This window comes from Pseudomonas sp. NPDC090201 (genome assembly GCF_044746825.1).
Lineage (GTDB): Bacteria > Pseudomonadota > Gammaproteobacteria > Pseudomonadales > Pseudomonadaceae > Aquipseudomonas > Aquipseudomonas putida_AD.
On sequence record NZ_JBIVCX010000003.1, the window covers coordinates 527,570 to 553,254 of the forward strand.

A 25,685-nucleotide genomic window follows, 5' to 3' on the forward strand; every position below is an offset into this window, starting at 1 on the left:
AGTGAAATGTTCAGGACCGCTCCCGCGGGCAAGCCCGGCTGCTACGGGACTGCGTCGTGCTTTCGATCCGGTTTTGGCCGAAGGCCGTAGCAGCACGGCTTGCCGGCGGGGCGATTCTGAACGCGCCCCCGCCGGCAAGCCGTGCCGCTGCAGGAAGATCGGTGCCTTTACAACGCCTTTTGCCAGAACAACGCGCGGCCCATCTGTGGATCGAGCTGGTAGTCGCTGAAACCCAGCTTCTCATAAGCGCCGCGGGCCGCCGTGTTGCCTTCGAGCACTTCCAGGGTGATCTTGCAGCAACCGCGCTGACGGGCGATTTCTTCGACCTTGGCCAGCATCTTCTGGCTGATGCCCTGCCCACGGGCAGACGCGATCACCACCACGTCATGAACGTTGACCAGAGGGCGGCAGGCGAAGGTGGAGAACCCCTCGAAACAGTTGACCAGCCCCACCGGCTCGCCCGCGATGAAGGCCAGCACGCTGAACGCGTGGGGACGTTTGGCCAGCTCGATCGCCAGTTGCTCGCGAGTGTCCATGGACAGGGAGTGACCGCCACCCATTGGGTCTTCGGCATATTGATTGAGCAGAAAGCCGATGGCTTCGGCGTGGACCGGGTTGCTATAGCTGGCTTGCAGGACCAGCACCTCAGGGGCTTGCATTGACTTCCTCTACAACTGGAAAAGGTGACTGGCAACGGGCCAGAGAGCCGGTTGCCGCGTGACCGGGATTCTACCGTGGGACGCACGCAAAAGGACCGGTACAAAAGTAGGATTTTTCTCCGAACGCACAAGAATCGATCCATGACGCACCGAGAAATGGCATCTCGTCGAATTTTCGTGACCGGGTGGTCGCAAAACAATCTTTAAACGCTATGCTCCGTCGGCCCCATTGGTTTGATTGTCGAACAATCCGATCAACGGTCGTCCACCCGTTTTTCCCGTTTACCCTGCGCCAAGGCGGCGCACGGCCCGGCCATGGAGATGGTGTAGCAAGATGAAATTTTTCCTACAAAAAGCTGCCGTGCCCCGTCCCAGACATATCCTTGAAAAAAAGTCGAAACTTCTGCAAAACCCCCGGGTCAGCACAATAGAGCGCCTATGCTATTGGTTGAAGCCCGAGCAGAGGCCGCTTTCACCCTGTCCTTCACTATGCAGTCGGTAAATGGGTATCGATCTTGCGTAGGTCTTGTGTGCCTGGCCATAGGACATGGCCAATTACAACTCAAGTGCTGTACCAACACTGCGTATCGAATGGGAGAAAACGATGATTAGTGCCGCTGTCAAAACCCAGAAGGGAGAGAGTTTTAATCAGCCGGCCAGCGAGCTGACCCATCTGCCGGTCTTCGCAACGACGAGCGCACCTCTGCTGCAACTGCCCCCTGTACAACCAGGCATATCCATGGTGAACAGAAAGAAGGTTCTGTTCGTCACTTCGGAAATGGCCGATCTGGTGAAAACCGGCGGTCTGGGTGATGTGTCTGCTGCACTGCCGCGCGCCATGCGCCACCTGCACGATGTACGCGTGCTGATTCCCGGCTACCCACAGGTCATCAATAGCGGAAACCCGATTCACATCATCAGCGAGCTGGGCGGCCATGCGGCCCTGCCTCCCTGCAAGATCGGCCGGATGGACATGAAAGACGGCCTGGTCATTTATGTATTGATCTGCCCCGAACTGTACGAACGCGAAGGCACGCCCTACGGCGACAACCATGGCCGCGACTGGTCCGACAACCACATCCGATTCGCCCGCCTGGGCCTGGCGGCTGCGGACTTCGCCGCCGGCGCCGTGAAAACCCAGTGGTGCCCCGAGCTGGTTCACGCCCACGACTGGCCAGCGGGCCTGGCCCCTGCCTACATGAAGTGGCGCGGCCAGAGTACGCCGAGCATTTTCACCATCCACAACCTGGCCTATCAGGGCTTCGTCAGCACCGCATCGAGCCGCGAGCTGGGGATTCCCGATCAGGCACTGGGTCCCGATGGCATGGAGTTCTACGGTCGCCTGTCGTTCATCAAGGCCGGCATGGCCTATGCGAGCCACATCACCACCGTCAGCGCCACCTATGCCAAGGAAATTACCACCCCGGATTTCGGCTGCGGCCTGGAAGGCTTCCTGCAGAGCAAGGCCAATCGCGGCCAACTGAGCGGGATTCCCAACGGCATCGATGAAAGCTGGGATGCGGCCACCGATGATCACTTGATCTGCAACTTCGCGCCCAACGAGTGGACCCGCAAGGAGATCAATGCCGATCACGTACGCGAGTTGTTCGAACTTGAGCCTTCCACCGGCCCGCTGTTCGCCGTGGTTTCGCGCCTCGTGTACCAGAAGGGTCTGGACCTGACCATCGGCGTGTCCGAGTTCATCGTCAAGAATGGCGGCCAGATCGCGATCATCGGCCGTGGCGAACCCGACGAAGAAGACGCCATGCGCGCCCTCGCCGCCCGCTTCCCCGGTCAGATCAGCGTGCGTGTCGGCTTCAACGAAACCGACGCCCGGCGCATGTTCGCCGGCAGCGATTTCCTGTTGATGCCATCGCGCTACGAGCCTTGCGGCCTGAGCCAGATGTACGCTCAGCGTTTCGGCTCATTGCCAGTGGCCCGCTGCACCGGCGGTCTGGCGGACACCATCGAAGACGGCTGCACCGGCTTCCTGTTCAACGAATCTACCGTTGAAAGCTACACCGAAGCCCTGACCCGCGCCTTCAAGGTGTTCGAGAACCCGCCTTTGCTCAACGCCATGCGTTGCCGCGCCATGGCTGCACCATTCGACTGGCACAAGGCCGTTGAACCCTATGCCGATCTTTATCAGGAGCTGTTGAAGAAGAACGTGGGGGCTGCACTGCATTACTGAGTCATACCGAACACAGATAAGGGGTAACGGATGCCATCGCGCACGGATGAGAGCTGGCGCCACGGCGCCGTCTTGCTGGATCCCGAACACACCCGGTTCGCCCTCTGGGCACCGGATGCCTACTACGTCAGCGTGGAGTTAGAGGACGGGCCATCACTGGCCCTCCTGCCGCAGGAAAACGGCTGGTTCGTCCTTGATACCCGATGCCCGGCAGGCACAGGCTATCGCTACACCATCGATGAAAACCTCAAGGTACCTGACCCGGCTTCCCGGGCTCAGGTCAGCGAGGTGCATGGCTACAGCCGGGTCGTCGATCACAACGCCTTCGAATGGCAGCACAGTGCCTGGAGCGGACGCCCCTGGCACGAGGCGGTCATTTACGAGTTGCACGTCGGCGCCCTCGGCGGCTTTGCGGGGGTCGAGCAGCACCTGCAACGGCTGGTGGACACCGGCATCACGGCCATCGAACTCATGCCCATCGCGCAGTTTCCCGGCGAGCGTAACTGGGGCTATGACGGCGTGCTGCCCTACGCGCCGCAGGCTTCCTACGGCACACCCGAGCAGCTCAAGCATCTGATCGACACCGCCCACGGCCTGGGCCTGATGGTGATTCTGGACGTGGTCTATAACCACTTCGGGCCGGACGGCAATTACCTGAACGCCTACGCCAAGCACTTCTTTCGCAGCGACAAGAAGACGCCCTGGGGCGATGCCATCGATTTCCGCCGCCGCGAGGTGCGCGACTTTTTCATCGACAACAGCCTGATGTGGTTGCTCGACTACCGCTTCGACGGCCTGCGTTTCGATGCCGTGCACGCCATCGAAGATCCGACCTTCCTGCAGGAAATGGCGCAGCGGATTCGTCAGGCAGTTCCGCCCTCCCGGCATGTGTGGCTGACCCTGGAAAACGAATTCAACCAGGCCAGCCACATCACCAAAGGCTACGACGCGCAATGGAACGATGACGGCCACAACACCTTGCACGTACTGCTGACCGGTGAGACCGACGCCTACTACACAGACTTCGCCGAGCAGCCCACCCACAAGCTGGCGCGGCTGTTGGGCGAGGGGTTCGTCTATCAGGGCGAAACCACCCGCCATGGTCACGCCCGTGGTGAACCCAGCGCCCATCTGCCGCCGACCGCGTTCGTGCTGTTCCTGCAGAACCACGACCAGATCGGCAACCGCGCCCTGGGCGAGCGCCTGATTCAACTCTGCCCGGCCCCTGCACTGCGCGCGGCCACGGCCTTGCTGTTGTTGTCGCCGATGATTCCGCTGATGTTCATGGGCGATGAATGGGGGGCCAGCGAGCCGTTCCTGTTCTTCACCGACTTCCACGATGAACTGGCCGATGCCGTGCGCGAAGGGCGGCGCGGTGAGTTCGCCGACTTTGCCGCCTTCGCGGATCCTGCTCGACGTGAACGCATCCCCGACCCCAACGCCTTGCAGACTTTCCGCTCCTCGCGCCCGGCCGCCGACGCACTGCTGCTGGAAACCGACCTGGGGCAGGATCATCGCAACTGGCAGGCGCTGTACCGCGAACTGCTCGCGGTCCGCCACGCGCACATCGTGCCGCGTCTGGCCGGCGCCAGGGCGCTGGGTGCCCAGGTGCTGGCCGACAAGGCGGTCAGTGCACGCTGGGAGATGGGCGACGGCCAGGTGCTGCGCATTGATCTGAACCTCAGCGAACACAGCGTGCAGGTCGACAGCCATGGCGTGCAGCATGTTCTTCATGAATCCCATCCACAATCGGCAGAACTTTCACGCCGGGGCAGCCTCAATCCCTACACGGCCATTGTCAGCCTGATATCGAGTGACGTTGCGGAGGATACGGATGAGCAATGAGCAACTGGAAATGCTGGCGACCGAGGCGGGATTGTCGGTCGACTGGAAAGACGCCAACGCACGACCGCAGCGGGTCAGCCCCGACGTGCTGCGCAAGGTACTCGAAAGTCTCGGCCACCCCGCCACAGACGACTCACAGATCGCTGCCAGCCTTGAGCGCCTGCGGCACGAGAGCCAATCGACCACCCCGCCACCGCTGCTGACGGTGGATCACGGCAGCAACCTCGACCTCTCGGCATGGTTCAAGCCGAACACCCCATTCGTGCTCGAACTCGAAGACGGCTCGCGCCTGGAGGCCAACCTCACCGCCGATGCCGAGCTGCCCGCGCTGGCCACCGTCGGTTATCAGCAACTGGCCATCGACGGCCAGCACCTGACCATCGCCGTGGCGCCCAGGACCGCCTACAGCCTGGCCATGGCCACCGATACCAGCGTCCCCCGTGCCTGGGGTCTGACCCTGCAACTCTATTATCTTCGCAGGAGTGGCGACGGCGGCTTCGGCGACACCCAGGCGCTGGAAACCTTTGCCCGGGCAGCCGGGGAGCGCGGCGCCGCGGCGATCGCCATCAGCCCTGTGCACGCGATGTTCGCCAGCGACACCGAGCGCTTCAGCCCCTATTCGCCATCGAGCCGGTTGTTCCTCAATGCGCTGTACGCGGCCCCCGGTGCCATCCTAGGCGAGCGGGCCCTGCGCACCGCCATCGACGAAACCGGCCTGGGTGAAGAACTCAAGCGTCTGGAAGAACAGTCGCTGATCGATTGGCCCGCCGCTGCGGCCGCCAAATGGAAGGTTTTCCGCGCGCTATACGCCTCGTTCATCGCCAGTGGCAATCCGCTGCACGAAGACTTCAAGAGCTTCCGTCACGCCGGTGGCGAGGCACTGGAAAACCACTGCCGCTTCGAGGCCCTGCGTGACCAGTGTGAAACACTCGGCATCAGCGGCAACTGGCACGAGTGGCCCGAACAGTTCAAGAACCCGCGCAGCCAGGCCATCGACGAGTTTGCCGCCAGCCACGCCGAGCAGATCGGTTTCCACGCCTTCGCCCAGTGGCTGATCGCCCGAGGCCTGGAGCGGGCGCAGACCGCCGCGCGCGGCAGCGGCATGAGTGTCGGCTTGATCGGCGACCTTGCCGTGGGTGCCGACGGGGCCGGGAGCCAGGCCTGGAGCCGCCAGGATGAACTGCTCTCGGCGCTGACCGTAGGCGCGCCGCCCGACATCCTCAACCGCTCGGGGCAAAGCTGGGGGATCTCGGCGTTCTCGCCAACAGGCCTCAAGCGCAATGGCTTTCGCGCCTTCATCGAAATGCTGCGGGCCAACTTCGCCCACGCCGGCGGCCTGCGCATCGACCACGTGATGGGCCTGCAACGCCTGTGGGTGGTGCCGCTGGGCTCACCGCCAAGCGAGGGCGCGTACCTCAATTACCCGCTGGACGACATGCTGCGCCTGTTGTGCCTGGAATCCTGGCGACACAAGGCGGTGGTCCTCGGCGAGGACCTGGGCACGGTGCCCGAGGGCCTGCACGACAAGCTTTCGGCCCGGGCCATCCTGGGCATGCGTGTGCTGTTGTTCGAGCAGGACAACGCCCATTTCAAGCCGATCATCAAATGGTCCGACGATGCCCTGGCGACCACCAGCACCCACGATTTGCCCACCCTTACCGGCTGGCTCAGCGAGCTGGACATCGACTGGAACAAGACCCTGGGCCACATCGACGACGACACCGAACGCCAATGGCGCGAAGCCCGCGAACGCGAACGTGAAGGCCTGCGTGCTGCGTTGCGCCTGAACTACGGCATGCACGACAGCAACGACAGCGACATGATCGACGGCAGCGTGCGCTATCTGGGCCACACCCGTGCGCCCTTGGTGTTGCTGCCCATCGAAGACGCCATGGGCATCGAACAACAGGCCAACCTGCCCGGCACCATCGACAGCCACCCCAACTGGCGCAGGCGCCTGCCCGGCGACAGTGCCGGGTTGCTGGACAACGCCAACGCCGCACGGCGTCTGGAAATTCTCGCCGCCGCGCGGCAACAGGCAGCGGAGCGTGACCAATGAACCCGCCGGTCAACCCCGTCTTGAGCCCGCTGCGGGCGACCCAGCGCCTGCAATTTCATAAAGACTTCACCCTGGACGATGCCGCGAAACAGGTGCCCTACTTCGCAAGCCTGGGCATCAGTCATCTCTATGCCTCGCCGCTGCTCAAGGCCCGCGCCGGGTCCATGCACGGCTATGACGTGGTCGATCCGCGCATCATCAACCCGGAGCTGGGTGGCGAACCTGCCCTGCGCCGGCTGGTGGCGACGCTGCGCGAGCACGGCATGGGGCTGATTCTGGATATCGTTTCCAACCACATGGCCGTCGGCGGAGCGGACAATCCGTGGTGGCTCGACCTGCTCGAATGGGGCCAGCGCAGCCCCTACGCGAAGTTCTTCGACATCCAGTGGAATTCCCCCGACCCGCTGCTCAAGGGCCAGTTGCTGCAACCCTTCCTGAGCACCGACTACGGCACCGTCTTGCAGAACGGCGAAGTGCCGCTGCGCTTCGATGCCGAGCATGGCAGTTTCCGGGTCGAGCATTATCAGCACCACTTCCCGATCAACCCCGGCACCTACGCCCCGCTGCTCAACGCCGCGCGGCGCCCCGAGCTTGAGGCGCTGACCCAGGCCTTCGCCCGGCTGGACAACCATCCGCAGGCCTATGAACAGGCCCAGCAGCTCAAGGACGAACTGGCCGACTTGCTCAAAGCCAACCCCGCGCTGATCGAGGCCATCGAGACCGGGCTTGAGCAGTTCGATTCACGCCAGCCTGATGGTTTCAAACGCCTGCACCGCCTGCTCGAGCAACAGGACTATCGCCTGGCCAGCTGGCGTACCGCAGGCGACGACATCAACTGGCGGCGCTTCTTCGACATCAACGAGCTGGGCGGCCTCAAGGTCGAGCGCTCCCAGGTGTTCGAAGCCACCCACGCGAAGATTTTCCAGTTGATCGCCGAAGGCCTTGTAGACGGCCTGCGCATCGATCACATCGACGGCCTGGCCGACCCTCGGGGTTATTGCCGCAAGTTGCGCCGTCGCGTCGACAGCCTGCTGTCGCGGCGTCCGGCGGGCACTGAACTTGCGCACCTGCCGATCTTCGTCGAGAAAATCCTCGGCCCCGACGAGCAACTGCGCAGCGACTGGAACGTGGACGGCACCACCGGCTACGAGTTCATGAACCAGGTGTCGCTGCTGCAACACGACCCCAGGGGCGAGGAAATCCTCGGCGAGCTGTGGAGCCGGATCAGCGGTCGCACCGCCGACTTCAACCTGGAAGTGCTCGAAGCCCGCGACCTGGTGCTGCACGGCACCCTGGCCGGTGACTTCGAAAACCTGGCCCAGGCCCTGCTGCAAGTGGCCCGCAGCGATGTCATGAGCCGCGACCTGACCCTCGGTGCGATCCGCCGCTCGCTGCTGGCGCTGGTGGGCAACTTCCCGGTCTATCGCACTTACATCAACGCTTGCGGCCGCTCGGCCGAGGACCAGCGCTTCTTCGACCAGGCCATGGCCGGCGCCCGGGACATGCTCAGCGAAGGCGACTGGCCGGTGCTCGACTACCTGCAACGCTGGCTCGGCGGCGAAAGCCTGCGCGACTACCCCACCGGTCCCTTGCGCGAGATGCGCCGCAAGGCCGGCAACCGTTTCCAGCAACTGACCTCACCGGTGGCGGCCAAGTCGGTGGAAGACACCTCTTTCTACCGCTCGGCCGTGCTGTTGTCGCGCAACGATGTGGGCTTCCATCCGCAACATTTCAGTGCGCCGGTAGAGGACTTCCACCAGGTGTGCATCCAGCGTGGTGCGACCTTCCCCGACAACCTGCTGACCACCGCCACCCACGACCACAAGCGCGGCGAAGACACCCGCACCCGCCTTGCCGTGCTCAGCGAGAACGCCGGCTGGTACGCCGAACAGGTCGAGCGCTGGCTGGCGTTGTCGGCGCCGCTCAAGGCCGGTGATACGGCGATCAGCCCGGGCGACGAACTGATGCTGTACCAGGCAATCCTCGGCAGTTGGCCGCTGGACTTTGCCGGCGACGAAGCCTTCCAGGCTTATGCCGAACGCCTGACCCGCTGGCAGGAAAAGGCCCTGCGCGAAGCCAAGCTGCAAAGCAGCTGGAGCGCACCGAACGAGGCCTACGAAAGCGCCTGCCGCGAGTTTCTGCAGCAGTTGTTGCTCAGCCCCGATGCGCTGGCGCTGCGTCAGTCCATCGGCGCCACGGCCAACCGCATCGCCCCCGCCGGCGCCTTGAACAGTCTGGCGCAAACCTTGCTGCGCATGACCGTGCCCGGCGTGCCTGATCTGTATCAGGGCACCGAGTTCTGGGATTTCAGCCTGGTCGATCCGGACAACCGTCGCCCAGTGGATTACCCCGCCCGCGAGCGCGCATTGAGCCAGGCTGCAACACCGGCCGGACTCCTGGCGCACTGGCAGGACGGGCGCATCAAGCAGGCGTTGATCGCGCAGGTGCTCATGCTGCGCAAACAACACCCTGCGCTGTTTGCTGAAGGCCGCTACACACCGCTTGAAGTGGTCGGCGAGCAGGCCACGCACATCATGGCGTTCGCCCGGGAATCGGAGGGTATCCGGGCAATCGTTGTGGTTCCACGTTTGCCGGCTGAACTATTGGGCACCGCGCAAACTCCATTCATCAACGCGGCAAATTGGGGCAATACACGAATCATCCTGCCGTTCGCTGATTCAGATCCAAATTGGAAGGGACTTTTCTCGCAGGCTACAGTCACAACCAACAAGGAAATGTCGCTCAGCGCAGCGCTCAAGGAATTTTCCGTAAATCTGCTAATACAAACCTTGTAATACCTGGGAGTGTCGAGATGAGTGCCGACGAGAAACGTATCAGCGAGCTGGCCCACCAAATCTGGGAAACCGAGGGCAAGCCTCACGGTCAGGATGCACGTCATTGGGAGATGGCTCGCAAACTGGCGGAAGCCGAAGCCAAGGCGCCGAAGAAGGCACCTGCTGCCAAAGGCGCTGCAAAACCCAAGGCCGAGCCCAAGGCGGCAGCGGCAAAACCAGCTGCCAAGCCTGCAGCGAAACCTGCGGCCAAGGCTGCTGACAAACCTGCTGCAAAGGCGCCAGCCAAACCCAAGGTAGCCGCCAGCGGGGCAGACAAGCCAGCGCCAGCCAAACCTGCGGCAAAACCTGCCGCCAAGCCGGCCGCGAAAAAGGCCCCGGCGGCCAAGCCTCCGGCGCCGTGAGCCTGCGCAACAGACGAACGAGCATCGTCTGACAAAACCCCTGCCGCAGGGATCGCCTGAAAACGATCACAACCCCCTGCGGTATTCACCTGCCTGTTTTTGATCATTGGCGCAGCCCTCCTGCGACAAAGCTTTTGTTCGCCTTCAGGAAATCATTCGAATTTCAGGAATCACCATGAGCAAGCAAGAGAAAAACACCGCCCCCCAGAATGAAACCCCAAAGGCCGACAGCCCGCAGGCCAACGCAACCCGCATCCGTGAAGGCCTGCCCTTCCCCCTCGGCGCCAACTGGGACGGCCTGGGGGTCAACTTCGCGATCTTCTCGGCCAACGCCACCAAGGTCGAGCTGTGTCTGTTCGACTCCACCGGCGAGACGGAACTGGAGCGTATCGAACTCCCGGAATACACCGACGAGATCTTCCACGGCTACCTGCCGGACGCCCATCCGGGGCTGGTCTACGGGTATCGCGTCTACGGCCCGTACGATCCGAAGAACGGCCATCGCTTCAACCACAACAAGCTGCTGATCGACCCCTACGCCAAACAACTGGTCGGCCAGTTGAAATGGTCCGAAGCGCTGTTCGGCTACACCATCGGTCACCCTGATGACGACCTGAGCTTCGATGAGCGCGACAGCGCGCCGTTCGTGCCCAAGTGCAAGGTCATCGACCCGGCCTACACCTGGGGCCGCGATCAACGGGTGAACGTGCCGTGGGAAAAAACCATTTTCTACGAGACCCACACCCGCGGTTTCACCATGCGTCACCCAGCTGTGCCAGACGAACTCAAAGGCACGTTCTCGGGCCTGATGGTCGACGACGTGATCCAGCACATCAAAGGCCTAGGCGTGACCTCGATCGAGCTGTTGCCGATCCACGCCTTCGTCAACGATCAGCACCTGCTGCAGAAAGGGATGACCAACTACTGGGGGTACAACACTATCGCCTTCTTCGCCCCGGACCCGCGTTTCCTGGCCCACGGCAAGATCGCCGAATTCAAGGAAATGGTCGCGCACATGCACCATGCCGGGCTTGAGGTGATTCTGGACGTGGTCTACAACCACACCGCCGAAGGCAACGAGCGTGGCCCGACCCTGTCCATGCGCGGCATAGACAACGCCTCCTACTACCGCCTGATGCCGGACGACAAACGCTTCTACATCAACGATTCAGGCACCGGCAACACCCTTGACCTGAGCCACCCCTGCGTGTTGCAGATGGTCACCGACTCGCTGCGCTACTGGGCCACCGAGATGCATGTCGACGGCTTCCGCTTCGACCTGGCGACCATCCTCGGCCGCTACCACGATGGCTTCGACGAGCGTCACAGTTTCCTTGTCGCCTGCCGCCAGGACCCGGTCCTGCGCCAGGTCAAACTGATTGCCGAGCCCTGGGACTGCGGCCCCGGCGGTTATCAGGTGGGGCATTTCGCACCGGGCTGGGCAGAGTGGAACGACAAGTTTCGCGACACCGTGCGCGCCTTCTGGAAAGGCGATGAAGGGCAACTGGCCGACCTCGCCAGCCGCCTGACCGCTTCGGGCAACATGTTCAACCAGCGCGGACGCAGGTCCTATGCGTCGGTCAACTTCGTCACCGCCCACGATGGCTTCACGCTGCACGATCTGGTGTCCTACAACGACAAGCACAACGAAGACAACGACGAGAACAACCAGGACGGCAGCAACGACAACCGCTCCTGGAACCATGGCGTCGAAGGGCCGACCGAAGACCCCGAGATCAACGCGCTGCGCCTGCGCCAGATGCGCAACTTCTTCGCCACCTTGCTGTTCTCCCAGGGCACGCCGATGATCGTGGCCGGTGACGAGTTCGCCCGCACCCAGCACGGCAACAACAACGCCTATTGCCAGGACAGTGAGATTGGCTGGGTCAACTGGGAATGGGACGAAGACGGCACCGCGCTGCATCGCTTCGTGCAGCGCCTGATCAAGCTGCGCAAGACCTATCCGATCCTGCGTCGCGGGCGTTTCCTGGTCGGCGACTACAACGAGGAGCTGGGAGTCAAGGACGTGACCTGGCTGTCCCCGAGCGGCGAGGAGATGACCATCGAGCAGTGGCATGACGCCAACGGCCGCTGCCTGGGCATGCTCATGGACGGCCGCGCCCAGGAGACCGGGATTCGTCGTCGCGGCTCGGAGGCGACCCTGTTGCTGATCGTCAACTCCCACCACGAAGGCGTCAACTTCACCCTGCCGCAAGTGCCCGAAGGCACCGACTGGGTCAGCCTGATCGACACCGACCAGCCCGACATCCGTGGCAAGGACCACTTCGCCTTCAACACCGAGTACACCGTGTCACCGCGCTCGTTGCTGCTGTTCGAGTTGCAGAAGGAGGATCAGGGCTAAGCCAGAGTCCGATACTTTTTTGCACATCGATTTCTGTGGGAGCGGGCTTGCCCGCGAATGCGATCGGCCAGCCACCTCATGGGTGGATGACACACCGCTTTCGCGGGCAAGCCCGCTCCCACAGGCACATTCCATGTATGTCGTCGTTTGGGTATTCCGTCGCTCGGGTGATTCTCACATCAACGCCGACAACCGCACATCCGCCGCCAGCACCCGGCTCAGCTGCCCATTGCCGGCAAAGATCGGTACCGAGACGGTGATGCAGAAATCATCCGTAGCCGATGATCGATACACCGGCGTGATGTGGCTGGCGGACTGTTCGGCCACGGCGCGAAACCATGGCCGCTGGGACCAGTTGCGACCCCTGCAACTAAGCCCCTTGCCATTGCCCTCCAACCCGATGTTTTCGCTGATCTGCACCCCGTTGCGGTCAACCATGTAGAACAGCTCGAAGCGCTGATCCCGTTGCAGCGTGTCGCGCATGAAGCGTTCGGCGCCCTGTAGATCCCCATGCAACGCCGCCTCGCTGGCCAGCCGTTCGACACTGCCCTGAATGGCCTTGTGCATCTGCAGGCCGAAACCGCCCAGCCCGTCCAGCAAGCGATCCCCGCTGACACGCACCGCATCACTGTGGGTCAATACCTGCCCGGCGTTGCCCAACAACTGCGCGGCGACCCCGGCGATGTTCTGCACGTCACGGTTGATCGCATGCACGGCGATCCCGATATGCTCGGTGCCGGATGCGATATGCCCGACTCGCTGATCGAGCTGATCCATGGCCGCCTGCGTCCCCAACAGGTCCTCCCCCATGCGGGTCATGCCCGCCCGGCCATCGGCCACCGCCGCGTGCATCACTTTGCCGGCCGCACCCAATTGATCCATGTCGGCGCGAAAGCGCTCGATGATCTGGCTGACCCGCCCGGTGGACTCAGTGGTGTGCCCGGCCAGGCGCCGAACCTCATCGGCGACCACCGCAAAGCCGCGCCCGTGCTCCCCTGCGCGCGCCGCTTCGATAGCCGCGTTGAGGGCCAGCAGGTTGGTCTGCTGCGAAATGCTGGCAATCACGCCCAGCACCTGGCTCACCTCCTCCAGTTGCCCGAACAACTGCCCGATCACCTTATCGAGGGTCTCTTCGCTGGCACCGATGGCATTGACTTGGTCGAGCACCTGCTCGCCGGTCTGCTGGCACTGGCGCAGAGTCGATGCGACTTCACTGGAAAGCTTGGCAACCTCTGCCGCGCCGGGCACCAGTTCGCTGTCCAGTGACGTGCTGACCTGCTCGCTGGCGCTGGCGATCAGCTCCGACGCCTGGGCCAGGGTCTGCCCGCTCTGTTCAGTGGCACGGGCGATCCGCGCAAGCTCGGGCGCATGGGCAGCAATGTCCACGCTGGCGGCCAGGCTCTGACCCAGGCGCTGGTGCAAGGACTGGGTAAAGCCGTTCAAGCGCCTGTTGAGCGGCGACGGCCCGGACAATTGCACGGTCAGGTCCAGGCGGTCGAACAGCAGGTTGAGCAGGTCGTCGTCTTGGACCCGGTATTTATTGGCGCGCAGTGAAAACATCTGGCAACTCCTTCGCAAGGTTCCCGTAGGACTGCAAGCACAGTGCCATCACCAAACCCCTCCATTCAGGCGCTCAACACCCTTCCCAGAGCACGATTTTCGACATCGCCGCCAATTCCCCTGACCCTTTTGGTGCAGCACGATCAACCCGCTCCCTGAGCCAGGTCCAAAGCCCATCGCAGAGCGCCTGCCTCCCGCAAAGGCCCGTGTTCACTGACTTTGTAGTCACGAAAGGACTTTCGGTATCAAAACTACAAAATATGTAGTTCATGAAAAATATCACTACAAAATGGTTGACGAAGGTTTTTCCCACCGGCATAGTGAAGCCGTCTCCCCGATCGGGAGAGCTGGCAAAAGTATTCCGGGCCCGTTCGACATAGCCGTCGAACAACCTCTGGATGTGTGCTGCCCACAAGGCAGATTGATGAAGCTGAACCGGCAGGATCGACTCGACTGGGCCGAGCGCTGGCGAAACATCCTCATGACACTTGTGGTCGACCACGCATCGTCGCCAGTGTCTCTGGACGTCCGCTGTTTCTCACCCTCCTCGTTTCGCCCCCGCTCGTAGCAGCCTCTCATCGACACTACATCCGCGCCGCCCGGCACCGGCTCTGTGTATCGACGGACCTTCAATGTCAGCAACAGAAGGACTGCGAACCGATGGACGATTCGCCATAACGTGTGAACTAACCAGATAGATTAATCAGTGGGCAAAAAGGGGTATCCAATCATGAACTTGAACAATCAACCTACCATTGACCAATTGGCTCGACTGTTCGCTGCACAGAAGGACTCCCTCGATAGCCACATTCTCTGGGTCTGCAAGGAAGGCAACGTGCACATGGAAGGCCTGGGTGCCTGCACCGAGGAGCAGGAGTTCGACGACCAGCATCCGCACATGCGTGCGCGGCTGAAGATGTACCGCAAGGGCCAGGGCTATGTCGGCAAGAAGGCCGCCGCCGACAAACAGTTCCTGGGCCGGGTGCTCGACACCCTGAGCAGTGAGTGGGGCCAGGTACGCGAGGCGTCGGGCGTACGGGTCATCGACAAGCTCTGCTAAGCAATGAAAACGCCGCTGATCCCCTCCACGACGGGGGATCAGCGGCGTTTTGCTGTGTGCTTGAAACCGGGTCAGAACGCCAGTTTGTAACCGATGGCGACCAGCATCACGGCCAGGCAAGGGCGCAGCACGCCATCGGGGATGCGCCCGGTCAGGTGGCTGCCCATGTAGATCCCCGGCAGCGAACCCATCAGCAGGAAGCCCAGCATCGGCCAGTCCATGTTGCCCATGCTGGCGTGGCCGAGGCCTGCCACCAGCGTCAGTGGCACGGCATGGGCGATCTCGGTGCCCACCAGACGACGGGTGTCCAGGAATGGATACAGCAGGAACAACGCCACGGTGCCCAGTGCCCCCGCGCCGATGGACGTCAGCGCCACCATCACACCCAGCAGCACCCCGGTGAGCACGGTCAGGATGTTCAGACTGCGGTCGCTCAAGCGATAGCGGTCACCGGCATGGCGATGGGCGAATGCCAGCAGGCGCTTCTTGAAGAAGATCGCGAGGGCAGTCAGCAACAGCACAAAGCCCAGCGCCTGTTTGATGACGCTGTTCATCGACTCGGGGGCGGCATGCAGGCTGTGCAGAAACAGCAAGGTCAGTCCGGCGGCGGGCACGCTGCCCAGTGTCAGCCAGCCGGTGATGCGCCAGTCGATGTTGTCGTTCTTCTTGTGAACCAACACCCCGCCGCTCTTGGTGATGGCGGCGTACAGCAGGTCAGTGCCCACGGCCGTTGCCGGGTTGATGCCGAACCACAACAGGATCGGCGTCATGAGCGATCCGCCACCGACGCCGGTCATGCCTACGATGAAGCCGACCACGAGGCCTGCGACGACGAAACCAATATTGCCAAAATCCATTGTTCTGCCTGACCGATGCGCACACGCGAGAAAAAACTGGCGCGCAGGATAGCCAGTTTTCTTATGAACAACGTAGACCGAAACGATCTATCGTTATAACCATTAGTGCGCATATCACACACTCAATCCTGTAGCAGTCCGGCTTGCCGGCGTGGCGGCCTCAAGACCGACCCGCGGGCAAGCCCGGCTGCTACGGATCGGGGTGGGACTGGGATTGAGGTTCATACAAGCCCCGTAGCAGCACGGCTTGCCGGCGGGGGCGGCTTCAAGATCGCCGTCGCCGGTAAGCCGGACTGCTACGGGACTGCGTGGATTTACGGATTGATCTTCTGTGGTTCGGCCTGGGCCGCGCTGCGGTGGCGCATCCAGGCGCCGACCGCCAGTACCAGCACGGCACCGATGGCGCTCGCCAGGTAGTGCACCCAGCCAGCATCGACGAGCCAGGCATCCAGCGCACGATCACCCGGGACCATGCCACCGGCGATCCAGCCGATCAGCGCCCCACCCAGTTGCACGACAATCGGAAAACGCTCCATCGCCGCCAGCACCAGACGACTGCCCAGGACGATCACCGGAATGCTGATAAGCACCCCCGCCGCCACCAGGTAGATATTGCCGTCCCCCGCCGCCGCCACGGCCAGCACGTTGTCCAGGGACATCACCACGTCAGCGACGATGATGGTCTTGATCGCCGTCCACAGCCGGGTGCCGCCGTCGATTTCCTCATCGCCATCGTCCTGATGGGCCACCAGCTTGATCCCGACCCACAACAGCAGCACCGCGCCCACCAGCTTCAGGTACGGCAACGCAAGCAACTGCATGGCGAAGAACAGCATCACAACGCGCAGCACAATGGCCCCGAGCATGCCGCCATAAATGGCCTTGCCCTGCAGGTTGCGCGGCAGCTTGCGGCAGGCCATGGCGATGACCACGGCGTTGTCGCCGCCCAGCAGCAGGTCGATGGCGATGATCTGGGCCAGTGCGGTCCAGATGGCGGGGTCGGTGAACCAGGACATGTACAAACCTTATCGAACGAACAATGGAAAAATGCCGGTGGCTAGGGACACCACCAGCAGGATCAGGCTGTTGATGACCGACCACTTGAGGGTGAAGCGCTGATTCTCGGCATAGTCGAGCTTGAGCATGCTCACCACCAGGTAGGTCGACGCCACCAACGGGCTGAGAATGTGTACCGGCTGCCCGACCAGCGAAGCACGGGCCATTTCAATGGCGGTGATCCCATGATGCTGGGCAGTTTCGGCAAGGATCGGAAGGATACCGAAATAAAACACATCATTGGAGACTAACCAGGTGACCGGAATGCTCAATAGCGCGGTAATCAGCGCCATGAACGGTCCGAAACTGTCAGGAATCACCTTAAGCAAGCCCGTCGCCAGGGCATTGGCCATCCCGGTTCCGCTCAGCACGCCAGTGAACACACCCGCCGCAAAGATCAGGCTCGACACGGCCAGAATCGGCGGCGCATGCAGGGCCAGTTGTTCCTGCTGCTCCTTGAGGCCCGGGAAATTCACCACCAGCGCCAGGCACGCGGCGATCATGAACAGGTAGCTGAGCGGAAACAGCTCAAGACACAAGCCCAGGATCAACAGGCCAGTCAACGCCCAGTTGAAGTAGAAGCGCCAGCCGCCCCCACGATGATCCCCCAGTTCCGAGAAGTCGCCATTGACGTCAATGGCGCCGCCCAGCCGCGCACGCTCGCGGCGGCCAAACAGCCAGGCCAGCACGAAGGTCCAGGCCACGCACGCCAGCATCGCAGGCAGCATCGGCACGAACATCTCTCCCACATCCACATGCATCGCGGTGGCGGCGCGCGCCGTCGGGCCGCCCCAGGGCACCATGTTGCCCAGCCCCGAAACCTGCAACAACAGGCAGCAGACCATGGGCAGCGATAACCCCAGGCGCTTGTAGATAGGCAGGAACGCCGACAGCACGATCATATAGATAGTCGCCCCGTCGCCATCCAGCGCGACCACGAACGCCAGCAACACGGTACCGATGAAGATCTTCACCGGATCGCCCTTCACTGCACCGACGATCCGCGCCACCAGCGGGTCGAACATCCCGGCCTCGGTCATGGTCAGGAAGTACAGCATGGCGAAGATCATCAGCACGCCGTTGGGCGCGACCATCTTCAGGCCATCGATCACGTACTTGCCAAGCTCAGCGTGAAAGCCGCCAATGAGCGCGAATACCGTGGGAATCAGGATCAGAGCAGTCAACGCCGACAGGCGCTTGCTCATCAAGAAATAAATGAAAGACAGCAACATCAGGGAGCTGAGGATCATCAGCATGGTCGTTTCCTGTTTCTTATAGTTGTACAGGTCGATGACGCCCGACCGGCAAGGTCAGGCGCCCGCAGCGTCGGGTCGAATCAGACCGGCAAGCCTTTCTCCCGCAACAGGGAATCGAAACGCTCGGGGTTGGCGGTGCCCAGGCGATTGGTCTCGCGGATGGCCGCTTCGCGATCCAGGTGCGCAAGGGTCTTGGGCAACAGTGCGGCGGCATCCTGGGCCGGGATCGAAATCACCCCGTCGGCGTCACCCAGCACCAGGTCCCCCGGCAGCACGCACAGGCCGGCGCAGGCAATCGGCACGTTGATCTCACCCGGGCCATCCTTGCTCGGGCCGCGGTGGGTGTGCCCTGCGGCGAACACCGGAATCACGCCCTCGGCCAGTTCTTCCAGATCGCGCACGGCGCCGTCGATGACGATACCGCCCAACTTGACCCGCAGCGCCGTGGTACGCACCAGTCCGCCAATGACCGCTTGGCTGACGTCGCCGCCACCGTCGATCACCAGCACGTCGCCTGGCTGCACCATCATCAGCGCCTTGTGCACCATCAGGTTGTCGCCGGGACGAACCCGCAGCGTGAACGCCGGGCCGCAGAGTTTCAGCGACAGGTCGCCGTGGTAGACCTTCAGCCCACGGGCGCCGATGCAGCGGCCCATGCAGTCACCGGCGACGGCCACCGGAATGGCGCGAAAGGCCTCGATCAGCTCGGCGCTCAAGCTCTCGACCCGAGGGTTGATGCGATAACCGGCCGGCCATTGTTGTTGAGAAGTGGAAGTCATGAGGCGCTCCGGATCAGTGATTGACGGTGTTGGCATTCAACACGGCGGGATTGATGCAGGCCGAGGGTGCGACAGGCGTGCCGTTGAGGTAACCGAGGACGTTCTGCGCCGCGCCCTGCGCCATTGCGGCCAGTGCCGCCGGGGTCGAACCGCCGACATGGGGGGTGAGCACCACGTTATCCAGGGTCAGCAAGGGACTGTCGGCAGGCAGCGGTTCGACGGCCATGGTGTCCAGGCCGGCAGCGTACAAGTGGCGTTCACTCAGGGCTGCGATCAGCGCGGGTTCGTCTATCACCTCGCCACGGGCGGTGTTGATGAGCAACGCGTCCCTGGGCAGCAGCGCCAATTGCGGGGCGCCGATGAAACCCCGAGTTTGTGCGGTCAGCGGCACGTGCAGGCTGAGTACCTGGCTCAGGGGCAGCAGCTCCTGCAACGAGGTCACCCGCTCGGCGCCTTCGAGATCGGCGCTGTCAGGCAGCAGCGGGTCGTACACCACCACCGACATGCCGATTGCCTGACAGGCGCGGGCCACGCGGCGAGCCACCTGGCCGAACCCCACCAGGCCCAGCGTGCGGCCACTCAGTTGCAGGCCGTCCTGCGCCCGCGACCAGCGACCGTCGCGCAACTCGCGGTCCATCCAGTTGACCCGCCGTGCGGCGGCGAACATCAGCGCCAACGTCATTTCGGTCACCGACTGCGCGTTGGCACCCGGCGTCACATACACCGGAATGCCGCGGGCGGTGGCCGCCTCGACGGCAATGTTGCTGACGCCCACGCCATGCTTGGAAATCACCTTGAGGGTCGGGCAGCCGGCAATGGCGCGCTCGGTGAGGTCCAGGGTGCGGGAAATCACCGCGTCCACCGGTTCGCTGAGCATCAGCTGTTCAATGTCGGCGGCGCCCTGCCCCGCAGGCACGAACAACACGCGACAGCCTTGGGCATTGAGCAGGTCGAGGCCGGCCTGCGCCAGTTTGGGCGCGGTGACCAGAATGGTATGTGGCATAAGCGTGATATCTCCGGCTTATTGTTTTTTTCGCCCGTGCGTCGGGCATGCCGTGAGTATCACTGTCACAACCGTTGCTATCTATTGGTGAAAATTCAAGCATTGATTCCTGGGAGGAAAGATTCAGCCGTCGCTGTTTTCTTCCCGCAGGATCTCGATGAAGCGTCGCGTGGCAGGGGAAAGAAAGGCACCGGCGCGATGCACCACGCCAAACCGGCGAGACATGGTGGTGGCAGGATTGGGCAGTTCCACCAACCCGTTATCCAGCCTGCCGGCCTTCAGGCTTTGCCGGGAGATAAAGGTCAGAAGGCCGGTTTCGACGATCAGGTTGGGCACCGCGGCAATCGAACTCGTGGCAATCGCCACCTGTGGCGCAGGCAGGTCATGGGCGGCGAATACTGCGTCCAGCCATTGCCGGGTGGCCACCGAACGCGCCGACAACACCCAGCGGTAGTCGCACAGCTGCTCGATGGACATCGGCCCACTGGCGAGCGGATGCCGGGTACTGGCGGCGACCACCACTTCATCGAAGCCGATGGGCAACTCAAGCAGGTCATCGTCACGCGTACCCAGGGGGCCGATGACGATGTCCAGTTGGCCTTTGCGCAGCGCGTCATGAAGCACATCGTTCATGCCGATCTGCAATTCCATGACCACTGCCGGCGCCTGTTCCTGCAACACGCGACAGGCCCGCGGCATGGTCGAGTCGGCCATGGTCGCTGCGGCGCCGACTCGAATGGTGCCCGCCAGGCCTTTGCCGAGGGACATCGTCTGGCGCTGGGTTTCATCGAGCATGCGCTCGATCTCCACCGCACGCTCGCGCAACAGCTGCCCGGCGTCGGTCAGGCGAATGCCGCGCCCTTCCCGCTCGAACAATTCTGCGCCGTAGGCCGCCTCCAGCCGGTCGACACACTTGGACAGCGCCGACTGCGAGATATGCAGCGCTTCGGAGGCGCGCCCCAGATGCCCAAGCTCCGCGACCCTGGCGAAATACGCCAGGTCCCGAATCTGCAGATTGATACTCACGGCTCGCCATCCCAGTAATCCAGCGTGCCTTCCTTGCGCTGCACCACCCGGAACACCCGCTCATCATTGACCGACGCGGCGGCCAGGTATTTGCCCGAATCCGGGTACTCGCACACTTCCGGCGCTTCCCGGGTGCTGATGGACAGGTATTTGAGCGGCGCGTCGGAGGTGTTGATGATCTGGTGCGGGTACTCGGGCCCCGGCGGAATGAACATCACATCGCCGGCCTTGATCGGCAGCATCTGCCCGGCGACACGCAAGCTGCCGTGGCCCTCGATGACGATGAACATCTCCTCCTGGGCGTAGTGAAAGTGATAGGGACACGAGCGTTTGCCGGGGGCGACGATGTCGATCGAGGCGCCGAGTTTCTGCGCGGCAGTGCCGGTGCCCAGCCGTGCGGCGAGGGTTTCATACAACGGGTCGCGGCGCTCGGCTTCAAGCGGCACCTCGTTGTAATTGCGGATCAGCAGCGCGGCCAGCGAAGCGTGGGTGTCGGTCATGGCGGCTCCGGATTCAGCGCGTGGCGACAATGAACAGACGCGGGAACGGCAGCAGCACCGTACCGTCCGGCAGCGCAGGGTACGCCTGGCTGATCGCCTTCAGGTAGGCCGCAAGGAACGCCGCTTGCTCGCCCTCGTCCAGACGCTGCAGATAAGGCCGCAACGCCGAGCCCTTGAACCACTCGACCACCGCCTGATGCCCGCCCGCCAAGGGGTGGTGATAGGTGGTGCGCCACACATCGACCTCGGCGCAATGGGGCACGAGCAACTCGTAATAGTAGGCAGCCGGGTGACGATCCGGGTGTTTCACCGAACCGGTCTTGCTCGCCCAGGGGCCGTTGGCGGCCACTTCCCGAGCCAGGCGATGAGCCGGCTCCTCAAGGTTGTCAGGGGTCTGCACGGCCAGCGTGCCGCCTTGGTTCAGGCGTGCGGCCAGGCGCGGATACAGCTCGGCGTGATCAGGCAGCCACTGCAGCGAGGCGTTGGCGAGGATCACGTCATAGGTCTGCGCCGGGTTCCAGGTGCCGATGTCGGCCAGCTCGAAGGAGAGATCCGGCAGGCGCTGGCGGGCGTCGGCGAGCATGTCGTCCGAGCTGTCGAGGCCGGTGATTCGCGCATTGGGGAAACGCGCGGCCAACACCTCGGTGGAGTTGCCCGGGCCGCAGCCCAGATCGATTGCGTGTTTGACGACTTGCGTGGGGATCGCAGCGACCAGATCGCGCACCGGGCGGGTGCGCTGCTGTTCGAACATCGAATACTGCCTGGCAGACCAACTCATCGGGCTTGTCCTTTTTATCGAGGAGGATTGCCGGTGAGGGTAAGGCGTGAGCGGCCCAAGTACAAATGAAGAGCCGCAGCATCGTCCTCGTTTCTCGTTCGCACCGCCCGTCACTTCATTTCAAATAGTGACTTGCATGATGAAAGTCATCATATTAGATTACACCCATCATTTCACAGCAGCCTCATGCGCTGGAGATCATGACCATGAAAAAGAAAAGCTTCGCCGACATGCCCTGTCCCATCGCCCTGAGCCTTGAGCATGTGGGTGACTGGTGGAACATCCTGATCCTGCGCGACCTGTCCTACGGGCTGAGCCGCTTCGATGAATTCGAGAAAAGCCTGGGCATCGCCTCCAGCACCCTGACCCGGCGCCTCACAGCGCTGATCGAGTCCGGGCTGGTCGAGCGCCGCGCCTACAGCGACAAACCGCCCCGCTACGACTACCTGCTCACCGAGCGCGGCCGTGATTTCCGTCCGGTGGTGCTGACGCTGATGAAGTGGGGCAACAAGCACTTCGCGCCCAACGGCACCAAGGTCGAGCTGTTCGATGACCGCAACGGCGAGCCTGTGGACATGGTGCTGGCCGACGCCAACACCGGCAAACGCATCAGCCTGCTTGACCACAACCTGCGTTATCTGGGCCCCGCCAGCAGCCTGTCTGCCTGGCGCATCGAAACCGGTCGCGCCCGTCGCGAGGCCTATCGCCAGACCCTCAAACCCACCCAACCCCTTTCGCTCGACAGGTAATCCTCCATGAACCAGCCACACACCATCACCGAGCCGGCCACCGCCGTCCCATCGCCAAAGCCCGCTCGGGGCAAACGCCTGATCCTGCTGTCCCTGGGTGCCGCCGCCGTGATCGGCGGCGTCTGGTTCGGCAGCCACTGGTGGACGGTCGGGCGCTTCATGGAGTCCACCGACGATGCCTATGTCGGTGGCGACGTGACCGTCATCGGGCCCAAGGTTGCCGGCTACATCACCGAACTCAAGGTGCAGGACAACCAGTTCGTCCACGCCGGTGACCTGCTGGTGAAGATCGATGACCGCGATTACGTGGCGGCCCTGAACAAGGCCCAAGGCGCGGTAGCGGCGCAGGAAGCCCTGCTGGCCAACCTCGACGCGACCGAACAGCTGCAACATGCGGTGGTCAGCCAGGCCAAGGCCGGGATCGACGCCGCCAACGCCGAAACCGTGCGTTCCCGTGACGATCAGGTGCGCTACCAGACGCTGTCGGCCCGCTCGGCAGTGTCGGTCGAAAGCTTCCAGCGCGCCGACGCCACCTACAAGACTGCCCAGGCAAACGGCGCCAAGGCCCAGGCCTCGATGCTCGCCTCGCAACGCCAGCTGGATGTGATCTCGACTCAGAAACTGCAAGCCCGCGCCGCCCTCGAACAGGCCCGCGCCGAACGTGACCTGGCCCGGCTCAACGTGGGCTACACCGAACTGCGGGCGCCGGTGGACGGCGTGATCGGCAACCGCCGTGCGCGGGTCGGGGCCTTCGCTGCTGCCGGTACTCAGCTGATCTCCGTGGTGCCGGCCAAGGGCCTGTGGGTGGACGCCAACTTCAAGGAAGACCAGCTCGCCCACATGCACCCAGGCCAGGCGGTGACCATCGAAGCCGACGTGCTGCCCGGCCAGGTGTTCCACGGTCATCTGGACAGCCTGGCACCGGCCACCGGTTCGCAGTTCAGCGTATTGCCACCGGAAAACGCTACCGGCAATTTCACCAAGATCGTCCAGCGGGTGCCGGTGAGGGTCTACCTGGACGGCGAAGACGGCAACCTCGGCAAGCTGCGCCCCGGCCTTTCGGTGATCGCCGAAGTCAACACCAAGGCCGATGCCACCGGTACCCAGGTCGCCAGCGCCACTGACGGGAAGACCGCGCCATGAGCGCCGCCACCGTCGCCGCACCCGCGCGCAAACCGAAGGGGCCGGTGGACGCCGCCAGCATGGCGACGTCGGCCAAGGTCCTGGCGTTCGCCAGCATGTGCCTGGGAATGTTCATCGCCTTGCTGGACATCCAGATCGTTTCCGCTTCGCTGCGTGACATCGGCGGTGGACTTTCCGCCGGCTCCGATGAAACCGCCTGGGTGCAGACCAGCTACCTGATCGCCGAAATCGTGGTGATTCCGCTGTCCGGCTGGCTGGCCCGGGTGTTCTCCACCCGCTGGCTGTTCTGCGCTTCGGCGGTGGGTTTCACCATCGCCAGCCTGCTCTGCGGCCTGGCCTGGAACATCCAGAGCATGATCGCCTTTCGGGCGCTGCAGGGTTTTCTGGGCGGTTCGATGATCCCGATGGTGTTCACCTCGGCGTTCATGTTCTTTGGCGGCAAGCAGCGGGTCATCGCCGCGTCCACCATCGGCGCCATCGCCTCGCTGGCTCCGACGCTCGGCCCGGTGATCGGTGGCTGGATCACCGACGTGTCGTCCTGGCACTGGTTGTTCTACATCAACCTGGTGCCGGGGATTTTCGTCGCCATCGCCGTGCCGATGCTGGTCAACATCGACTCCATGGACCTCAAGCTGCTCAAGGGCGCCGACTACATCAGCATGGTATTTCTGGCGCTGTTCCTGGGCTGCCTGGAATACACCCTCGAAGAAGGCCCGCGCTGGAACTGGTTCAGCGACCAGACCATCCTCACCACCGCCTGGATTTCCGGCCTTGCGGGCCTGGCGTTCATTGGCCGGACCCTGAGCGTACAGAACCCGGTGGTAGACTTGCGCGCCCTCAAGGACCGCAACTTCGCCCTGGGCTGTTTCTTCTCCTTCGTCACCGGCATCGGCCTGTTCGCCACGATTTACCTCACCCCACTGTTTCTGGGCCGGGTGCGCGGCTACAGCGCGCTGGACATTGGCGAGGCGATTTTCTCCACCGGGGTGTTCCAGTTGCTGGCGATCCCGGTCTACGGTTTTCTAGCCAACCGCGTCGATTTGCGCTGGATCATGATGTTCGGCCTGTCGCTGTTCGCCCTGTCGATGTGGGACTTCTCGCCGATCACCCACGACTGGGGCGGCCATGAACTGCTGCTGCCCCAGGCGATTCGCGGGTTTGCCCAGCAGATGGCAGTGCCGCCCACCGTGACCCTGACCCTCGGCGGGCTGCACCCCTCGCGCCTGAAACAGGCGTCGGGGCTGTTCAACCTGATGCGCAACCTGGGCGGCGCCATTGGCATCGCGGCCTGTGCCACGATCCTCAACGACCGCACCAACCTGCACTTCACCCACCTGGCCGAGCACCTGAACTACAGCAACGAAGCCATGAACAACTGGCTGGCAACCGTGACTGGCAATTTCTCCGCCCTGGGCCAGAACGCCGCCGACGCTGGCAGCTCGGCGCTGCATCAGTTGTGGCTGCTGACCTACCGCGAAGCCCAGACCCAGACCTACTCCGATGCGTTCCTGGCGATCATGGTCTGTTTCATCGTCGCCGTGGCCATGGTCCCGCTGATGCGCAAGGTCGCGCCACCGGCTGCACCGTCTGCAGACGCCCATTGAGA

Annotated in this window: 21 protein-coding genes; 10 read left to right on the plus strand and 11 right to left on the minus strand. The window is 63.1% G+C overall.

Annotated features, from left to right (window positions below):
- Window positions 1-167: 167 nt before the first annotated feature.
- Entirely contained in the window at window positions 168-659 is a 492-nt protein-coding gene (locus ACIPOO_RS12515; protein WP_274130812.1) for a GNAT family N-acetyltransferase, read from the minus strand.
- Window positions 660-1,263: 604 nt separating this feature from the next.
- On the opposite strand from ACIPOO_RS12515, the gene glgA reads away from it, so the two are divergent.
- The 6 genes from glgA to glgX all read left to right on the plus strand — a co-directional run bounded on the left by glgA (window position 1,264) and on the right by glgX (window position 12,312).
- Entirely contained in the window at window positions 1,264-2,850 is a 1,587-nt protein-coding gene (glgA, locus tag ACIPOO_RS12520; RefSeq protein ID WP_274130810.1) for a glycogen synthase GlgA, read from the plus strand.
- Between the two features lie 30 nt (window positions 2,851-2,880).
- Window positions 2,881-4,695, plus strand: coding sequence for a malto-oligosyltrehalose trehalohydrolase (gene treZ / locus ACIPOO_RS12525; RefSeq protein ID WP_400607179.1), 1,815 nt, complete (start codon window positions 2,881-2,883; stop codon window positions 4,693-4,695).
- Complete coding sequence (gene malQ / locus ACIPOO_RS12530; protein ID WP_400607182.1) at window positions 4,685-6,754, plus strand: 4-alpha-glucanotransferase; 2,070 nt, start codon at window positions 4,685-4,687, stop codon at window positions 6,752-6,754. The genes treZ and malQ overlap by 11 nt, the downstream gene beginning before the upstream one ends.
- Window positions 6,751-9,549 (plus strand): malto-oligosyltrehalose synthase, encoded by a 2,799-nt coding sequence (locus tag ACIPOO_RS12535; protein WP_400607185.1) that lies wholly within the window; start codon window positions 6,751-6,753, stop codon window positions 9,547-9,549. The genes malQ and ACIPOO_RS12535 overlap by 4 nt, the downstream gene beginning before the upstream one ends.
- Window positions 9,550-9,566: 17 nt before the next feature.
- The gene (locus ACIPOO_RS12540; RefSeq protein ID WP_274130803.1) at window positions 9,567-9,950 is read left to right on the plus strand and encodes a DUF2934 domain-containing protein; all 384 of its coding nucleotides are present in this window, start codon (window positions 9,567-9,569) and stop codon (window positions 9,948-9,950) included.
- 175 nt (window positions 9,951-10,125) lie between these two features.
- Entirely contained in the window at window positions 10,126-12,312 is a 2,187-nt protein-coding gene (gene glgX, locus ACIPOO_RS12545; protein ID WP_400607188.1) for a glycogen debranching protein GlgX, read from the plus strand.
- A gap of 174 nt (window positions 12,313-12,486) precedes the next feature.
- Here the strand turns inward: glgX and ACIPOO_RS12550 are convergent, their stop codons facing one another.
- Both ACIPOO_RS12550 and ACIPOO_RS12555 read right to left on the minus strand, forming a co-directional pair.
- Window positions 12,487-13,872, minus strand: a complete 1,386-nt coding sequence (locus tag ACIPOO_RS12550; protein ID WP_400607191.1) for a methyl-accepting chemotaxis protein — start codon at window positions 13,870-13,872, stop codon at window positions 12,487-12,489.
- 73 nt (window positions 13,873-13,945) lie between these two features.
- Window positions 13,946-14,374, minus strand: coding sequence for a hypothetical protein (locus tag ACIPOO_RS12555; protein ID WP_400607194.1), 429 nt, complete (start codon window positions 14,372-14,374; stop codon window positions 13,946-13,948).
- 228 nt (window positions 14,375-14,602) lie between these two features.
- Here ACIPOO_RS12555 and ACIPOO_RS12560 point away from each other — a divergent pair, with 228 nt between their 5' ends.
- The gene (locus ACIPOO_RS12560) at window positions 14,603-14,932 is read left to right on the plus strand and encodes a hypothetical protein (RefSeq protein WP_274130797.1); all 330 of its coding nucleotides are present in this window, start codon (window positions 14,603-14,605) and stop codon (window positions 14,930-14,932) included.
- Between the two features lie 71 nt (window positions 14,933-15,003).
- Here ACIPOO_RS12560 and ACIPOO_RS12565 read toward each other — a convergent pair whose 3' ends face one another.
- From ACIPOO_RS12565 to tam, 8 genes are all read right to left on the minus strand, one after another.
- Entirely contained in the window at window positions 15,004-15,789 is a 786-nt protein-coding gene (locus ACIPOO_RS12565; RefSeq protein ID WP_400607196.1) for a sulfite exporter TauE/SafE family protein, read from the minus strand.
- A gap of 314 nt (window positions 15,790-16,103) precedes the next feature.
- Window positions 16,104-16,805, minus strand: coding sequence for a TerC family protein (locus ACIPOO_RS12570; RefSeq protein ID WP_400607199.1), 702 nt, complete (start codon window positions 16,803-16,805; stop codon window positions 16,104-16,106).
- Between the two features lie 9 nt (window positions 16,806-16,814).
- Window positions 16,815-18,101, minus strand: coding sequence for a CitMHS family transporter (locus tag ACIPOO_RS12575; protein WP_400607202.1), 1,287 nt, complete (start codon window positions 18,099-18,101; stop codon window positions 16,815-16,817).
- An 80-nt stretch (window positions 18,102-18,181) separates the two neighbouring features.
- Window positions 18,182-18,880, minus strand: a complete 699-nt coding sequence (locus ACIPOO_RS12580; protein ID WP_274130792.1) for an RraA family protein — start codon at window positions 18,878-18,880, stop codon at window positions 18,182-18,184.
- 13 nt (window positions 18,881-18,893) lie between these two features.
- Window positions 18,894-19,883: a hydroxyacid dehydrogenase gene (locus tag ACIPOO_RS12585; RefSeq protein ID WP_400607204.1), complete on the minus strand. Its 990-nt coding sequence runs from the start codon at window positions 19,881-19,883 to the stop codon at window positions 18,894-18,896.
- 123 nt (window positions 19,884-20,006) lie between these two features.
- Window positions 20,007-20,909 (minus strand): LysR family transcriptional regulator, encoded by a 903-nt coding sequence (locus ACIPOO_RS12590; protein ID WP_400607206.1) that lies wholly within the window; start codon window positions 20,907-20,909, stop codon window positions 20,007-20,009.
- Window positions 20,906-21,409, minus strand: coding sequence for a cupin domain-containing protein (locus ACIPOO_RS12595; RefSeq protein WP_400607208.1), 504 nt, complete (start codon window positions 21,407-21,409; stop codon window positions 20,906-20,908). Before ACIPOO_RS12595 ends, ACIPOO_RS12590 begins: the two co-directional genes overlap by 4 nt.
- A 13-nt stretch (window positions 21,410-21,422) precedes the next feature.
- Window positions 21,423-22,187 carry a trans-aconitate 2-methyltransferase gene (tam, locus tag ACIPOO_RS12600; RefSeq protein ID WP_400607210.1) on the minus strand — a complete coding sequence of 255 codons (765 nt, stop codon included), beginning with the start codon at window positions 22,185-22,187 and terminating at the stop codon, window positions 21,423-21,425.
- Window positions 22,188-22,393: 206 nt separating this feature from the next.
- Here tam and ACIPOO_RS12605 point away from each other — a divergent pair, with 206 nt between their 5' ends.
- The 3 genes from ACIPOO_RS12605 to ACIPOO_RS12615 are packed head-to-tail and all read left to right on the plus strand — an operon-like array spanning window position 22,394 to window position 25,683.
- Window positions 22,394-22,936 carry a helix-turn-helix domain-containing protein gene (locus ACIPOO_RS12605; protein WP_274130784.1) on the plus strand — a complete coding sequence of 181 codons (543 nt, stop codon included), beginning with the start codon at window positions 22,394-22,396 and terminating at the stop codon, window positions 22,934-22,936.
- A gap of 6 nt (window positions 22,937-22,942) precedes the next feature.
- Window positions 22,943-24,079: an HlyD family secretion protein gene (locus ACIPOO_RS12610; protein ID WP_400607213.1), complete on the plus strand. Its 1,137-nt coding sequence runs from the start codon at window positions 22,943-22,945 to the stop codon at window positions 24,077-24,079.
- Window positions 24,076-25,683 carry a DHA2 family efflux MFS transporter permease subunit gene (locus tag ACIPOO_RS12615; protein ID WP_400607215.1) on the plus strand — a complete coding sequence of 536 codons (1,608 nt, stop codon included), beginning with the start codon at window positions 24,076-24,078 and terminating at the stop codon, window positions 25,681-25,683. Before ACIPOO_RS12610 ends, ACIPOO_RS12615 begins: the two co-directional genes overlap by 4 nt.
- The last annotated feature ends 2 nt before the right edge of the window (window positions 25,684-25,685 follow it).

What these genes read in the sequence shown, in the direction of transcription:
- malQ (WP_400607182.1), top strand. Translation starts at nt 4,685, where the DNA reads ATGAGCAATGAGCAACTGGAAATGCTGGCGACCGAGGCGGGATTGTCG.
- ACIPOO_RS12560 (WP_274130797.1), top strand. Translation starts at nt 14,603, where the DNA reads ATGAACTTGAACAATCAACCTACCATTGACCAATTGGCTCGACTGTTC.
- ACIPOO_RS12535 (WP_400607185.1), top strand. Translation starts at nt 6,751, where the DNA reads ATGAACCCGCCGGTCAACCCCGTCTTGAGCCCGCTGCGGGCGACCCAG.
- ACIPOO_RS12605 (WP_274130784.1), top strand. Translation starts at nt 22,394, where the DNA reads ATGAAAAAGAAAAGCTTCGCCGACATGCCCTGTCCCATCGCCCTGAGC.
- ACIPOO_RS12565 (WP_400607196.1), bottom strand. Translation starts at nt 15,789, where the DNA reads ATGGATTTTGGCAATATTGGTTTCGTCGTCGCAGGCCTCGTGGTCGGC.
- ACIPOO_RS12610 (WP_400607213.1), top strand. Translation starts at nt 22,943, where the DNA reads ATGAACCAGCCACACACCATCACCGAGCCGGCCACCGCCGTCCCATCG.
- glgX (WP_400607188.1), top strand. Translation starts at nt 10,126, where the DNA reads ATGAGCAAGCAAGAGAAAAACACCGCCCCCCAGAATGAAACCCCAAAG.
- treZ (WP_400607179.1), top strand. Translation starts at nt 2,881, where the DNA reads ATGCCATCGCGCACGGATGAGAGCTGGCGCCACGGCGCCGTCTTGCTG.
- glgA (WP_274130810.1), top strand. Translation starts at nt 1,264, where the DNA reads ATGATTAGTGCCGCTGTCAAAACCCAGAAGGGAGAGAGTTTTAATCAG.
- ACIPOO_RS12550 (WP_400607191.1), bottom strand. Translation starts at nt 13,872, where the DNA reads ATGTTTTCACTGCGCGCCAATAAATACCGGGTCCAAGACGACGACCTG.
- ACIPOO_RS12585 (WP_400607204.1), bottom strand. Translation starts at nt 19,883, where the DNA reads ATGCCACATACCATTCTGGTCACCGCGCCCAAACTGGCGCAGGCCGGC.
- ACIPOO_RS12580 (WP_274130792.1), bottom strand. Translation starts at nt 18,880, where the DNA reads ATGACTTCCACTTCTCAACAACAATGGCCGGCCGGTTATCGCATCAAC.
- ACIPOO_RS12515 (WP_274130812.1), bottom strand. Translation starts at nt 659, where the DNA reads ATGCAAGCCCCTGAGGTGCTGGTCCTGCAAGCCAGCTATAGCAACCCG.
- ACIPOO_RS12595 (WP_400607208.1), bottom strand. Translation starts at nt 21,409, where the DNA reads ATGACCGACACCCACGCTTCGCTGGCCGCGCTGCTGATCCGCAATTAC.
- ACIPOO_RS12615 (WP_400607215.1), top strand. Translation starts at nt 24,076, where the DNA reads ATGAGCGCCGCCACCGTCGCCGCACCCGCGCGCAAACCGAAGGGGCCG.
- tam (WP_400607210.1), bottom strand. Translation starts at nt 22,187, where the DNA reads ATGAGTTGGTCTGCCAGGCAGTATTCGATGTTCGAACAGCAGCGCACC.
- ACIPOO_RS12570 (WP_400607199.1), bottom strand. Translation starts at nt 16,805, where the DNA reads ATGTCCTGGTTCACCGACCCCGCCATCTGGACCGCACTGGCCCAGATC.
- ACIPOO_RS12575 (WP_400607202.1), bottom strand. Translation starts at nt 18,101, where the DNA reads ATGCTGATGATCCTCAGCTCCCTGATGTTGCTGTCTTTCATTTATTTC.
- ACIPOO_RS12540 (WP_274130803.1), top strand. Translation starts at nt 9,567, where the DNA reads ATGAGTGCCGACGAGAAACGTATCAGCGAGCTGGCCCACCAAATCTGG.